The organism is Ensifer soli (genome assembly GCF_041928815.1).
Taxonomy (GTDB): domain Bacteria; phylum Pseudomonadota; class Alphaproteobacteria; order Rhizobiales; family Rhizobiaceae; genus JBHFEI01.
The window spans coordinates 281,575-295,289 of the sequence record NZ_JBHFEI010000004.1 but is presented as its reverse complement, the minus strand read 5'-3'; the positions used below and the strand labels follow the sequence as shown (position 1 = coordinate 295,289).

Annotated in this window: 12 protein-coding genes; 6 read left to right on the top strand and 6 right to left on the bottom strand. The window is 66.6% G+C overall.

Translation table 11 applies throughout. From position 1 onward, the window contains the following. Positions 1 to 59: 59 nt before the first annotated feature. The 6 genes from ACEVQ6_RS08535 to rsmA all read left to right on the top strand — a co-directional run bounded on the left by ACEVQ6_RS08535 (position 60) and on the right by rsmA (position 7,634). A complete protein-coding gene (locus ACEVQ6_RS08535) occupies positions 60 to 1,226 on the top strand; it encodes an LptF/LptG family permease (protein WP_374888509.1) in 1,167 nt (388 codons plus the stop codon). Beyond that, entirely contained in the window at positions 1,226 to 2,311 is a 1,086-nt protein-coding gene (lptG, locus tag ACEVQ6_RS08530) for an LPS export ABC transporter permease LptG (RefSeq protein WP_374888508.1), read from the top strand. The genes ACEVQ6_RS08535 and lptG overlap by 1 nt, the downstream gene beginning before the upstream one ends. Next, the gene (locus tag ACEVQ6_RS08525; protein WP_374888507.1) at positions 2,311 to 4,674 is read left to right on the top strand and encodes an LPS-assembly protein LptD; all 2,364 of its coding nucleotides are present in this window, start codon (positions 2,311 to 2,313) and stop codon (positions 4,672 to 4,674) included. Before lptG ends, ACEVQ6_RS08525 begins: the two co-directional genes overlap by 1 nt. Positions 4,675 to 4,846: 172 nt before the next feature. Further along, the gene (locus ACEVQ6_RS08520; RefSeq protein ID WP_374888588.1) at positions 4,847 to 5,752 is read left to right on the top strand and encodes a SurA N-terminal domain-containing protein; all 906 of its coding nucleotides are present in this window, start codon (positions 4,847 to 4,849) and stop codon (positions 5,750 to 5,752) included. A 21-nt stretch (positions 5,753 to 5,773) separates the two neighbouring features. After that, complete coding sequence (gene pdxA, locus ACEVQ6_RS08515) at positions 5,774 to 6,805, top strand: 4-hydroxythreonine-4-phosphate dehydrogenase PdxA (RefSeq protein WP_374888587.1); 1,032 nt, start codon at positions 5,774 to 5,776, stop codon at positions 6,803 to 6,805. 1 nt (position 6,806) lies between these two features. Beyond that, a complete protein-coding gene (gene rsmA / locus ACEVQ6_RS08510; RefSeq protein ID WP_374888506.1) occupies positions 6,807 to 7,634 on the top strand; it encodes a 16S rRNA (adenine(1518)-N(6)/adenine(1519)-N(6))-dimethyltransferase RsmA in 828 nt (275 codons plus the stop codon). A 12-nt stretch (positions 7,635 to 7,646) separates the two neighbouring features. Here the strand turns inward: rsmA and gmk are convergent, their stop codons facing one another. The 6 genes from gmk to fabG form a co-directional block, all read right to left on the bottom strand. Continuing rightward, positions 7,647 to 8,315, bottom strand: coding sequence for a guanylate kinase (gene gmk, locus ACEVQ6_RS08505; RefSeq protein ID WP_374888505.1), 669 nt, complete (start codon positions 8,313 to 8,315; stop codon positions 7,647 to 7,649). Between the two features lie 3 nt (positions 8,316 to 8,318). Next, positions 8,319 to 9,200, bottom strand: coding sequence for a YicC/YloC family endoribonuclease (locus tag ACEVQ6_RS08500; protein WP_374888504.1), 882 nt, complete (start codon positions 9,198 to 9,200; stop codon positions 8,319 to 8,321). 287 nt (positions 9,201 to 9,487) lie between these two features. Beyond that, entirely contained in the window at positions 9,488 to 10,675 is a 1,188-nt protein-coding gene (mltG, locus tag ACEVQ6_RS08495; protein ID WP_374888503.1) for an endolytic transglycosylase MltG, read from the bottom strand. A gap of 305 nt (positions 10,676 to 10,980) precedes the next feature. Further along, positions 10,981 to 12,240 (bottom strand): beta-ketoacyl-ACP synthase II, encoded by a 1,260-nt coding sequence (gene fabF / locus ACEVQ6_RS08490; RefSeq protein WP_374888502.1) that lies wholly within the window; start codon positions 12,238 to 12,240, stop codon positions 10,981 to 10,983. A 225-nt stretch (positions 12,241 to 12,465) separates the two neighbouring features. Continuing rightward, positions 12,466 to 12,702: an acyl carrier protein gene (locus ACEVQ6_RS08485; RefSeq protein WP_062468856.1), complete on the bottom strand. Its 237-nt coding sequence runs from the start codon at positions 12,700 to 12,702 to the stop codon at positions 12,466 to 12,468. A gap of 268 nt (positions 12,703 to 12,970) precedes the next feature. Next, on the bottom strand, positions 12,971 to 13,708 hold the full coding sequence (gene fabG, locus ACEVQ6_RS08480; protein ID WP_374888501.1) for a 3-oxoacyl-[acyl-carrier-protein] reductase: 738 nt from the start codon (positions 13,706 to 13,708) through the stop codon (positions 12,971 to 12,973). Positions 13,709 to 13,715 lie beyond the last annotated feature (7 nt).

Genomic DNA, 13,715 nt, shown 5'->3' with positions numbered 1-13,715 from the left:
GATAGGGACGAAGAGACGGCGGACGGGGACCCCGCCATGGTGACCGGACACAGGCCATAATGAAGATTCTCGAAGCCTATATCCTGAAGCGCGTCTTCCAGATGTTCCTGACCGCGCTCCTGCCGGTGCTCGGCATCGTCTGGACGACGCAGGTTCTGGTCCGCATCAATCTCGTCACCGACACCGGCCAGTCGATCGGCTCGTTCATGACGCTGGCGACGCTGATCCTGCCGACGATCCTGCCGATCGTGCTGCCCTTCGCCCTCGTCATCGGCATCACCCAGACGCTCTCGACGATGAACAATGATTCGGAGCTGACCGTGGTGGATGCGGCCGGCGCCTCGCGGTCGATCCTGATCCGGCCGATCGTTGCCCTGTCGCTGGCGCTCTCCGTCTTTTCCTTCGGCGTCGACAATTTCGTCGAGCCGCAGGTGCGCCGCGAGGTGCGCCAGATGATCGCCAGCGCCTATGCCGACCTCCTGTCCTCGATGGTCGACGAGAAGAGCTTCCGCAAGCTGCAGGACGGCGTCTACGTGCAGGTGACGACGCGCGGCAAGGGCCGCTCGCTCGAGGGCCTGTTCGTCGCCGACACGCGCGATCCGGCCGTCGAGATGATCTACTATTCGCGCCGCGGCGCCATCGACGAGAGCGGCACCTCGCTGATCATGCAGGACGGCGAGGTGCACCGGAAGGTCGCCAACGGCAACGTCTCGATCATCCGCTTCGACAGCTACGCCTTCGACCTCTCCGACCTCAGCGAACAGAAAGGCCAGGCGAAGCTTTCGGCCAACGACCGCGACCTCGCCTTCCTCATCAACCCGGATCCGGAGGATCCCTATTACAAGAAGGACCCGGCGGAATTCCGCGCGGAACTGCACAGCCGGTTCATCGAATGGAGCTTTCCGCTCGCCTACGGCATGATCGCGCTCGTCGTCGCCGGCCGGGCGCGGTCGCAGCGCCAGGCGCGGGTGCATCCGATGGTCACCGCCATGGTCGCGAGCTTCGCCGCGCGCTGGGCGAGCTTCTACGCCGCCAACAGTGTCGGGCTTTCGGGCGCCTTCGTCGTCATGATGTACGCGGTGCCGCTGGTGACGATCGTCGTCTGTGCCTGCCTGCTTCGCCGTGAGCGCCGGTTCGGCTTCTCGAGCCGGATCAACGGCGTCGTGCAGTCGGTGTCCGAGCAGATCGCCGGGCGCCTGCCCTTCCGCAGCGCCGGGAGCCCCTGATGATCTTCACGACCCTCGGGCGCTACTTCTTCCGCCGCTATGCCGTCATCACCTCCTGGTTCCTCATCGGGGTCGCCTCGCTGGTCTTCTTCATCGACTTCAGCGAAGTCTCCGGCCGCATGTCGAACTTCCCGCAATACACGATCTCCGGCGGCCTGCTGATGACCGCCGCGCGCCTGCCGAACATCCTGCAGCAGACCCTGCCCTTCATCGCGCTCTTTTCCGGCATGGCGACGCTGATGAGCCTCAACCGACGCTATGAACTGGTCGTGACGAGGGCCGCCGGCATCTCGGTTTGGCAGTTCATGGCGCCGATGGTCGTCGGCGCCCTGCTGTTCGGCCTTGCCGGCACCTTCGTGCTCAATCCGGTCGCGGCCTGGGGCACCAGCCGGGCGCTGAGCCTTGAGGCGGTGTGGCGGATGAAGGCCAATCCGCTCGCCCCGTCCGTCATGCCCTGGCTGCACCAGAACAACGGCGAGGAGGACACGATCTTCGGCGCGCGCAACGTCAGCGAGGACGGCACGGAACTCTACGACCTCACCGTCATCCACCTGACGCCGGACAACCGGATCGCCTACCGCCAGGACGCCCGCACGGCAAAATTGGAAGATGGTTACTGGTTGCTGAACGACGTCGCGGAGACGCGCCCCGGCGAACGTCCGAAAACGATACCCGAGGTGCGCATCCGTACCAATCTGAAACCGGAATTCATGAGCGAAAGCATGTCGCGGCCGGAAGCCGTTGCTTTTTTTGATCTTCCGCGAAAGATCGAGGTGGCGAACGCGCTCGGCATCTCGCCGCGCGCGCTGCAGACGCAGTTTCATTCGCTCGCCTCCCTGCCCGTCCTGCTCGTCGCCATGACGCTGATCGCGGCTTGCGTCAGCCTGAAATTCAGCCGGTTCAGCCAGTCGCGCTCGGTGATTCTGGGTGGAATCCTCGCAGGCTTCGTGCTTTATGTGGTCACGACGCTCGTGAAGGCGTTCGGTAGCAGCGGTGTTGTGCCTCCGTTCGTTGCAGCCTGGTTGCCAGTTGTTGTAGCGATGGCGCTGGGATCGACGATTCTGCTTCATCAGGAGGACGGTTAGTGGCGGCAGGCGCCGGCAGGACACGAACGACGGCGCGCGCTGCCCTTCTCGCCGGCAGTGTCGCGCATGCGTTCCTTTGTGGCACAGCGGTGGCCGCCCGGGCGCAGTCGGCCGATGCCGCGCCGCCGACGGCGTCGCGTGCCGCCGACCTCCTGCAGCCGAGCGTGCCGGAGGACGCCAAGCTGCTGCTGTCGGCGAACGAACTCGTCTACAATCAGGATGCCGACAAGGTCACCGTGCGCGGCAACGTGCAGATCCGCTACGGCGGCTACCAGATGGTCGCCCGCGAGGTCGAATACGACCAGTCGTCCGGACGCGTGGTCGCCACCGGCGAGATCGAACTGGTCGAGCCGGGCGGCAACCGCATCTTCGCCGAGCGCATGGACCTGACCGACGACTTCGGCAGCGGCTTCGTCGACGCGCTTCGCGTCGAGACCGTCGACCTGACGCGGCTCGCCGCGGCAAGCGGCGAGCGGCGCAACGGCGACGAGATCATCCTCAACAACGCCGTCTACACCGCCTGCACCCCCTGCCGGACCGATCCAAACCACCGTTCGCTCTGGCAGATCAAGGCGCAGCGCGTCATCCAGAACGGCAAGACGCAGACGGTGCGGCTGGAGAAGGCGCAGTTCGAGCTGTTCGGCCGCCCGATCGTCTACCTGCCCTATCTCGAGATCCCCGACCACACGGTCAAGCGCAAGAGCGGCTTCCTGCTGCCGCGCTTCCGCTACACCCAGAAGCTCGGCGCCGGCGTCAGCATTCCCTATTACTGGGCGATCTCGCCGACGATGGACGCGACCGTGACAGGCACGGCGCTGACACGGCAGGGCTTCCTGCTCGAGGGCGAGTTCCGCCAGCGCTTCGAGAACGGCGAGCACGTCTTGAGCGTCGCCGGCATCCACCAGCTCGACCGCAGCGTCTTCACCGACAACACGATCGACTCGCAGGAGGTCAATCGCGGCATGATCGCGAGCAAGGCCACGTTCGAGATCAATCCGCGCTGGACCTTCGGCTGGGACGTGCTGGTGCAGAGCGACAACAACTTCGCCAAGACCTACGACCTCTCGACCTTCGACGGCACCACCTACACCAACCAGGCCTATCTCTCGGGCCTCGGCCGGCGCAATGCCTTCGACATGCGCGCCTTCTATTTCGACATCCAGGACGCCGATCCCGAGACGCTGGCCGAAAGCCGGCAGGCGATCGCCCAGACGCTCGACTACAGCTACGTGGCGCCGAAGCCCGTGCTCGGCGGCGAGCTTTCGGCCAACATCAATCTGACCAACATCAAGCGCAGCCGGCTCGACAGCTACACGGTGCTCGGCGTCGACCGGTTCCGCGGGCTCGAGGGGACGTCGCACCGGCTGACGGCCGAGGCGGAATGGAAGCGCACCTTCATCCTTCCGGGCGGCCTGGCGCTGACGCCGCTCGTCGCGGCGCGCGGCGACCTGCTCGGCCTCGGCATGGACCAGCCGGGCGCCGGCTACAGCGGAACCTACGACACGGACGACGCCGCGACGCGCCGGATGCTGACGGCCGGCCTCGAGGCCCGCTATCCGATCCAGATCAGCACCGGGAACGCCTCCCATATCCTGGAGCCGATCGGCCAGATCTACGCACGGCCGGACGAACAGCTCGCCGGCGGCCTGCCGAACGAGGACGCGCAGAGCTTCGTCTTCGACGCGACGTCCCTCTTCGAGCGCGACAAGTTCTCGGGCTATGACCGGATCGAGGGCGGCACGCGTGCCAATGTCGGCCTGCGCTACACCGGCACCTTCGACAATGGCTATGCGCTGCGCAGCATCGTCGGCCAGTCCTTCCATCTCTCCGGCCTGAACTCCTTCGCCACGGACGACCTGGTCAAGGCCGGTGCCGATTCGGGCCTCGAATCCGACCGTTCCGACTATGTCGGCATGGTCGGCATCGATTCGCCCTCCGGCATCAATGCCAGCCTCTCGGCGCGGCTCGACGAGAAGGATCTCGACCTGCGCCGCGCCGATGCGATGATCGGCTACGAGGGCACGCGGGTGCAGTCGGCGCTGATCTATACGCGCATCGAGGCGCAGCCGCTCTACGGCGCGACCTACGACCAGGACGAGATCCAGACGGCGGCGGCGCTGAAGTTCCGCGACTACTGGTCGGTGTTCGGCTCGGTCACCTACGACCTCAACGGCGACTACGTCACCCGCAACGGCATCGGCCTCACCTATGACGACCAGGACACGCTGTTCTCGATCGTGTACAAGCGCGAGCGCGACGTCGACGGCTCGATCGCCAATGACTGGTCGATCGGCGCGCGGCTGAGCTTCCGCACGCTCGGCGACATCGACGTCGGCGATACCCGCTTCGACGACCTCAACTGATCACGCCCGATCGCGTTCGCGTGTCCCGCGCGGGCTTGTCATCGTTTGGCCGCATGGTTTATGCATTCCTGCCGGCGATGGCGGCCGCGGGAGAGCATGCGCGTGGTTGCGTGCCGGAGCGGACGAGAAGAGGAAAGCGGAAATGGCGGTGATGAAGGCGATGTTGCGGGCGATGCCGCTGATCTTCGTGGCGGCGAGCCTGGTGGCGCAGCCGCAGGCGGCCGGTGCCGCCAGCCAGGTCGCGGTCGTGGTCAACAATGTCGTGATCACCTCGGGCGACATCGCCAAGCGCACCGCGTTCCTGCGCCTGCAGCGGGCCAAGGGCAACCTGCCGAAGCTCGCCCGCGAGCAGCTGATCGACGAGGTGCTGAAGAGGGGCGAGATCGCCCGGCTCGGCCAGTCCGTTAGCACATCGGACGTCGACGCGGCGGTCGCGCGCTTTGCCGCCGGCAACAAGCTGAGCGTCGAGCAGCTGTCGAAGGTCCTGAGCGGCGCCGGCGTCGGCATCGACCATTTCAAGCAGTTCGTCGCCGTGCAGATGAGCTGGCCGCGCCTCGTCAACGGACGTTTCGGCGGCGGCGGCAAGATGTCGACGGCCGAACTCGTGCGGCGCATGCAGGAGAATGGCGGCCGCAAGCCGGAAACCACCGAATATTTCCTGCAGCAGGTGATCTTCGTCATTCCGGAAGCAAAGCGCAAGGCGATCACCGGCAAGCGGCAGGCGGAAGCCAATGCCTCGCGCGCGAATTATCCGGGCTGCGACGGCGCCAAGGCATTTGCCGCGACGATGCGCGACGTCTCGATCCGCAACCTCGGCCGCTTCATGACCCAGGAACTGCCCGCCGAATGGAAGCCCCTGGTCGAAAAGGCCGGCGACGGCACGACCACCGGCACGCGCGTCACCGACAAGGGCGTCGAATATCTGGCGATCTGCAAGAAGCGGCAGGTGAACGACGATGCCGCGGCCGAGATCGTCTTCCGCGCCGAAGACTTGAACAAGCAGCAGCAGGGCGAGGATCCGAACAGCCAGCGCTATCTTGACGAACTGCGCAAGGCCGCGCAGATCGTCAACCGCTGATCCGGAACCGTCGTCTTGTCCATATCCGACAGTTGGGAGCGCCCGCTGGCGCTGACCATGGGTGACCCCGCCGGCATCGGCCCCGATCTGGCGCTGGCGCTCTGGGCGGACCGCGCAGCCCTTGGCACCCCGCCCTTCCTCTATGTCGGCGATCCGCTCAGCCTGTCCGAGCGGGCGCAGCATCTCGGCATCGCGGCACCGCTGCGCGAAGCAAGTGCGTCCGATGCGGCCTCGGTGTTCGCCACCGCCCTGCCCGTCCTGCCGGTCCTTTGCGCCGCTCCCGTCGTGGCGGGGATGCCGAACAGCGCCAATGCCGGCGCGATCACGGGGTCGATCGAGAGCGCCGTCGATCTCGCCTTCGAAGGCGCGGTCGGGGCCGTCGTCACCAGTCCGATCTCGAAGGCCGTGCTCTACGATGCCGGCTTCCGCTTTCCCGGCCATACGGAATTCCTTGCCGACCTTGCCGAACGCCACACGGGCCGCGCCGTCCTGCCGGTCATGCTGCTCGCGGGACCGAAGCTTCGCGCCGTTCCGGTGACGATCCACATTCCGCTCCACGCCGTCGCCGGGGCTCTGACCGCCGACCTGGTCTACCGCACCTGCACGATCACCGCCGCGGACCTGCGCGACCGTTTCGGCATCGCCGCGCCGCGCCTCGCTGTCGCCGGCCTCAATCCCCATGCCGGCGAGAACGGCGCGCTCGGCCATGAGGACGACGCGGTGATCCGCCCGGTCGTCGAAAGGCTGCGCGCCGAAGGCATCGATGCGGCCGGGCCGCTGCCGGCGGACACGATGTTCCACGACCGCGCCCGCGCCACCTATGACGTGGCGATCTGCATGTATCACGACCAGGCGCTGATCCCCGCCAAGGCGCTCGGCTTCGACGACAGCGTCAATGCCACGCTGGGGCTTCCCTTCATCCGCACCTCGCCGGATCACGGCACCGCCTTCAGCCTGGCCGGAACCGGAACCGCGCGGCCGGACAGCCTGCTCGCCGCCCTGACGCTCGGCGCGGAGCTGGCGCGGCACGGCTCTGCGCGGCAGAGAGGCTGACATGGCGGCGCTCGACGGATTGCCGCCGCTGCGCGAGGTCATCGCGCGCCACGGCCTCGACGCGCTGAAGGCGCTCGGACAGAACTTCATCCTCGACCTCAACCTGACCCAGAAGGTGGCGCGCACGGCCGGCCCGCTCGAGGACGCGACCGTGATCGAGATCGGCCCCGGACCGGGAGGGCTGACCCGCGCCATCCTCGCGCTCGGCGCGTCGCGCGTGATCGCGGTCGAGCGCGACCGGCGCTGCCTTCCGGCGCTCGCCGAGATTGCCGACCATTATCCCGGCCGGCTGCAGGTCATCGAGGGCGACGCGCTGAAGATCGACGTCGCGACGCTTGTCGACGACGGTCCGGTGCACATCATCGCCAACCTGCCCTACAATGTCGGCACGCAGCTTCTGGTCAACTGGCTGACGCCGCCGCGCTGGCCGCCCTTCTACCGCTCGATGACGCTGATGTTCCAGCGCGAGGTGGCGCTCCGGATCATCGCCGGCGCCGGCGACGACCATTACGGCCGGCTCGGCGTGCTTGCCGGCTGGCGCAGCCGTGCCCGCATCGCCTTCGACGTGCCGCCGCAGGCCTTCACGCCGCCGCCGAAGGTCACCTCGTCGGTTGTCCATCTGGAGCCGGTGGCCGAGCCGATCGACTGCGCGGTCGAACGGCTGGAAAAGGTCACCCAGGCCGCCTTTGGCCAGCGCCGCAAGATGCTGCGGCAGAGCCTGAAGCCGCTCGGCGGCGAGGCGCTTCTCGCCCGCGCCGGCATCGATCCGCAGCGCCGGGCCGAGACGCTGACGGTCGGGGAATTCTGCCGGCTCGCCAACCTGCTGTAATCCGGTTCCCCGTTACCCGAACGGATTTTCCGACAGGAGCGTGTTGACGAAGGTGAAGAGGCCCGGACGCCGGTCGCGCCGGAGCCGCTCGGCCTCGACGATCGCCTGCACGGAATAAAAGGCGCTGTCGAGATCCTCGTTGATCACGACATAATCATATTCGGTCCAGTGCTCGATCTCGGAGCGCGAATTGGCGAGCCGGGTCGCGATCACCTCGGGCGTGTCCTCGGCGCGGCGGTTCAGCCGCGACTGCAATTCCGCCATCGTCGGCGGCAGGATGAAGATCGACACGACATCGGCCGACATCTTCTCCTGCAACTGCTGCGCGCCCTGCCAGTCGATGTCGAACAGCATGTCGCGCCCGTCGGCGATCGCCTGTTCGGCGGCTTCGCGCGGCGTGCCGTAGAAATTGCCGTGCACCTCGGCCCATTCGAGCAGCGCGTCCGAATCGCGCAGCCGTTCGAATTCGCGGATGCTGATGAAATGATAATGGACGCCCTCGATCTCGCTCGGCCGGCGCTTGCGCGTCGTCACGCTGACGGAGATCGACAATCCCGTACTGTCATCGGCGAGCAACTGTCGTGCAATCGTGGACTTGCCCGCACCGGAGGGCGACGAGATGACCAGCATCAGGCCGCGCCGGCTGATCGGGATGGTGGACGGTCGGACGGACCGGATCATGCGTTACTCCAGATTCTGGACCTGTTCACGGAACTGGTCGATGACGACCTTCAGCTCGATGCCGGCGGCCGTCACCGCCACCGCATTCGACTTCGAGCAGATCGTATTCGACTCCCGGTTAAATTCCTGTGCCAGGAAATCGAGCTTTCGACCGACCGGCCTGCCTTCCGCCAGCAGGTCGCGCGCGGCGACGACATGGGCGCGCAGTCGGTCGATCTCCTCGCGCAGGTCGGATTTCGCCGCGAGCAGCGCGGCCTCCAGATGCAGCCGATCGCGGTCGAGCCCGCTGTCGGCGAGCGTCGAGACCTGCTGGGCGAGCCGGGCGGCGATCGCGGCCTGGCTGCGCGACGGATCGGCCTCGACGCTTTCGACCAGCGCCGCGATCCGGTCGAGATGGCCCGCCAGCACCTGCCGCAGCGCTTCGCCCTCGCCTTCCCGCATCGTCCGCAGCGCATCGAAAGCCCGGGCGAGAGCATCCAGCAGCGCGGCGTCGCGCGCCGCCCGCTCCTCGTCTGCCTCGTCCACCTCGCGGAACTCGACGACCCCGCGCAGGGAGAGCAGCGTATCGAGGCGCAGCGGGGCGGGATCGATCAGGCCCCCGAGCTCGGTCCGCAGGGCGATGACCGCCGCAAGCGCGTCGCGATTGACGACGGCCGTCACCGGCGCCTGTCGCGCCGCAAGGCTGAGACCGATCTGGAGATTGCCGCGCGTCAGCCGCCCGGAGGCAAGGGCGCGGGCGGGGTGCTCGAGATGGTCGAGACCGGGCGGCAGGCGGAAGCGCAGTTCGAGCGCCTTGCCGTTGACGGAGCGCAGTTCCCAGACGAAACGGGCCGTGCCCGCCGTTCCTTCCTGGCGGGCAAATCCGGTCATCGACTGCAATGGCATTCCCGTCCCCTTCATCTGATCACGTGTGCCGCGCAAAGATGCGCAGCGGTTTTGCGAAAGGACACGCCTGAAAACCAGGACTTGAAGCCGACGCGCCAATCCGAAAGATCGCGACAGGCTTTCGCGTCCGGCGTCGAGGCGGGATCCCCTCGGCCTCGGACACTATGGCAAATACAGGAGGAGGGCGCATGGCGGGTGATCAACTTGTCACAGGAAATGCGACAAAACTCCCGGCCGGGACCGCCATGACGCGGGCATCACGGCACCGCATCCGCCCCTGCCTGTCTTCACTGCGACGTCGAGGTCGCGTCGTCGCCCGGCTGCTTCGCCGACTCGACCGCCCGATCGGCCTCGATCTTGCGCCACCGGCGGACGTTGGCGTTGTGCTCGTCGAGGCTGGTCGCAAAGACGTGGCCGCCGGTGCCGTCGGCGACGAAATAAAGCTCGTCCGTGCGCGACGGGTTGGCGACCGCCTCCAGTGCCGCGCGGCCGGGATTGGCGATCGGCGTCGGCGGCAGGCCGCGGATCAGATAGGTATTGTAAGGCGTCTGCTTGTCGAGATCGGAGCGGTAGATCGGCCGGTCGGCGGGCTTTCCGTCGCCGCCGAAGATGCCGTAGATGATCGTCGGGTCGGACTGGAGGCGCATGTTGCGCTCCAGCCGGTTGATGAAGACGGAGGCGACGCGCGAGCGCTCGTCGGCACGGCCGGTCTCCTTCTCGACGATCGAGGCGAGCGTGACGAATTCCTCGATAGTCTTGACCGGAAGGTCGGCGTCACGCCGGTTCCAGATCTGCTCGACCAGCGCCGCCTGTGCGTTCTTCATCTGGCTGACGATCTCGGCCCGCTTCGTGCCGCGCGAGAACTTGTAGGTGTCGGGACGCAGGGTGCCCTCGGCCGGCAGCTCGGCGGGAAGATCGCCTTCAAGGACCGGATCGGCGGCAAGGCGCTGGAACATCTGCTTGACCGTCAACCCTTCCGGCATCGACACCGAATAGAGGATCGACTTGCCCGACTTCAGCAGTTGCATGATGTCCTGCATCGAGGAGCCCGCCTTGATCTCGTATTCGCCGGCCTTCAGCGTCTCGTTGTCGAGATAGGCCTCCGACACGAAACGGAAGACGCGGCCGTCGGAGATGATGTTGGCGCGTTCGAGCCCGCTGGCGATCTCGGAAATGCCGGCGCCGTTGCGGACGATGAAATTGGCGTTCGCCTCGAGTGGCCCGGGCGCCTCGAAGCTGTTCAGCGCGTAATAGACCGCACCCGCCACGCCGAGCGTGACGAAGACGATGGCGCTCAGGACGAAATTCAGGAAAATGACGAGCTGGCTGCGGGCCTTGCGCGACCGCTTGCGCGGTTCCGGCACCTTCTCCGGACGAAGCGCCTCGCTCGCCGACTTCGGAATGATCGGGCCCTTGCTGGTCGTTTCGCTGCGGGTGGGCGGCGTGCCGCTGTCGGTGGGTTCGCTCACGATCATCCTGCTTGTCCGGTGTCCCCTGGCTGCCGCCTGCCTGACAGCGACGCATGCGTCGGCGCGGGCGGAAGGCCATGGGACCTATTTCTTTTCAGGGAGTGACCGCCGAAGGGGCAGTCCGTCCCGTGCCTGCACATGTTTAGAACAGGATCGCGGAAACTGTGAAACGCTTTTCGGCATCGGGCATCGTTTCGTCGCGAAAGACACCCGTGATCGCCAGGCGTTCCGGCGCGATCCTCCGGCGATCATGCCGGCGGCTCCTGCCTCTGGCCGAGCAATGCGGCAAAACGAGGATCGCGCCGAGGCGCTCAGGCGTAGCGGCGGATCACCAGCGAGGCATTCGTGCCGCCGAAGCCGAAGGAATTCGACACGGCGACATTGACCTCGCGCCGGCGGGCGACATGGGGCACGAGGTCGATCGCGGTCTCGACGGAGGGAGCGTCGAGGTTCAGCGTCGGCGGAACGATGTTGTCCCGGATCGCCAGGATGCAGAAGATCGCCTCCACCGCGCCGGCGGCGCCGAGCAGGTGGCCGATCGCCGACTTGGTCGAGGACATGGAAATGCGCGCCGCATGGTTGCCGACGAGGCGCTCGACGGCGCCGAGCTCGATCGTGTCGGCCATGGTCGAGGTGCCGTGGGCGTTGATGTAGTCGATGTCGCCGGCATCGAGCCCGGCGCGCTTCAGCGCCATCTGCATGCAGCGATAGGCACCGTCTCCGTCCTCCGACGGCGCGGTGATGTGGAAGGCATCGCCGGAGAGGCCGTAGCCGACGACCTCGGCATAGATCTTCGCGCCGCGGGCCTTGGCGTGCTCGAGTTCCTCGAGCACGACGACACCGGCGCCCTCGCCCATGACGAAACCGTCACGGTCCTTGTCATAGGGGCGCGAGGCCTTTTCGGGCGCATCGTTGTGCTGGGTGGAGAGCGCCTTGCAGGCAGCGAAACCGGCCAGCGCGATGCGGCAGATCGGCGATTCGGCACCGCCCGCGACCATGACGTCCGCGTCGCCGAAGGCGATCAGCCGGCTGGCATCGCCGATCGCATGCGCGCCGGTCGAACAGGCGGTGACGACGGCATGGTTGGGACCGCGCAGCTTGTGCCGGATGGAGACCTGGCCGGAGGCAAGGTTGATCAGGCGCCCGGGGATGAAGAACGGCGAGACGCGGCGCGGACCCTTGTCCCGCAGCGTGTATCCGCCCTCGACGATGCCTTCGAGGCCGCCGATGCCGGAGCCGATCATCACGCCGGTCGCGCACTGGTCGGCATCGCTCTTCGGATGCCAGTCGGCATCGGCGAGCGCCATGTCGGCGGCGGCCACCGCATAGATGATGAAGGGATCGACCTTGCGCTGTTCCTTCGGCTCCATCCACTGGTCGACGTTGAAGGTGCCGTCGGAGCCGTCGCCGGTCGGAATGGAACAGGCGATCTTCGCCGGAAGATCCTCGACCTCGAACGTGCTGACGCGCCGCGCCGCATTGCCGCCGGCAAGAAGGCGGCTCCACGTCACGTCCGTGCCACATCCAAGCGGCGAGACCATGCCCAGGCCGGTGATTACGACGCGTCTCATCAATCCGTGTTCCATTCCGTTTCGGTCACGGAATCCGGCATGAAACCGCCGTGCCGGTCCGCGCTCGTCCTGCCCGGCCTCTCCTGGTCAGGGCTTCAAATCCGGCCGGGATCCTTGTCGCTGCCGTGTCGGCAAGCGCAGCGCGTCACGCCTCGAGGCGGGACGCAATCGTCGGGAAAGTCTCAAGAGCAGCTGGGGCGGGAATACCCCGGCGCTTGGAGATGATCAGGCCTGGGCCTTCTCGATGAACTTGACGGCATCGCCGACCGTCAGGATCGAATCGGCGGCATCGTCGGGGATCTCGACACCGAATTCTTCCTCGAACGCCATGACGAGCTCGACAGTATCCAGCGAATCCGCGCCGAGATCATCGATGAAGCTTGCGCCCTCGGTAACCTTCTCGGCATCGACGCCCAGATGATCAATGACAATTTTCTTCACGCGTTCTGCGATATCGCTCATGTCGGATTCCTCGACCCCTGTTTGGTGGCGCTGCCATCCGGCAGACATCCAATTGTTAACGCCTGATAGACCAACAAGGTCCAGCGGGCAATCCATGCAACCGGAAGCGCGGCGGGAACCCGTCCGGCATGGCTGCCGCAGACCGCCCCTGCTCCGGCCGACTGCGCGCAGCCACGGCCCGCTTAACACGGTTTAATGTCGCCGCAAAGGGCGAAAATCGCCGGCCGCGGCTCGGTCAACAGGACTGCCCGCGACCGCGGAATGCCTTTTAGATCATTGCCATGCCGCCATTGACGTGCAGGGTCTGGCCCGTCACGTAGCCTGCCTCGTTCGAGGCGAGATAGGCGACCGCCGAGGCCACTTCGTCGCTCGCACCCATGCGTTTCATCGGGATGGCGCTCATGATCGCCTCCTTCTGCTTGTCGTTCAGCTTGCCGGTCATGGCGCTTTCGATAAAGCCCGGCGCGACGCAGTTAACCGTTACGTTGCGGGTGGCGATTTCCTGGGCGAGCGACTTCGAGAAGCCGATCATGCCGGCCTTGGAGGCGCAGTAGTTCGCCTGGCCCGGATTGCCGGTGACGCCGACCACCGAGGTGATGTTGATGATGCGGCCGAAGCGGCGGCGCATCATCGGATGGGTGAGTTCGCGCGTCAGACGGAAGACGGCGGTGAGGTTCACCTCGATGACGGCATCCCAGTCCGCGTCGCTCATGCGCACGAAGAGGCCGTCCTTGGTGATGCCGGCATTGTTGACGAGGATGTCGACGCCGCCGAGGTCGGCTTCTGCCTTTTCGCCGAGCGCCTTGACGGCGGCGCGGTCGGACAGGTCGGCCGGAAAGAGATGGACGCGCTCGCCGAGGTCGCCGGCGAGCGTCTCGAGCTTCTCGACGCGGGTGCCGTGCAGGCCGACGGTCGCGCCCTGGGCATGCAGGATGCGGGCGATCGCCTCGCCAATGCCGCCGGAAGCACCGGTGACGAGGGCCTTGCGGCCGGTCAGGTCAAACATGACAATG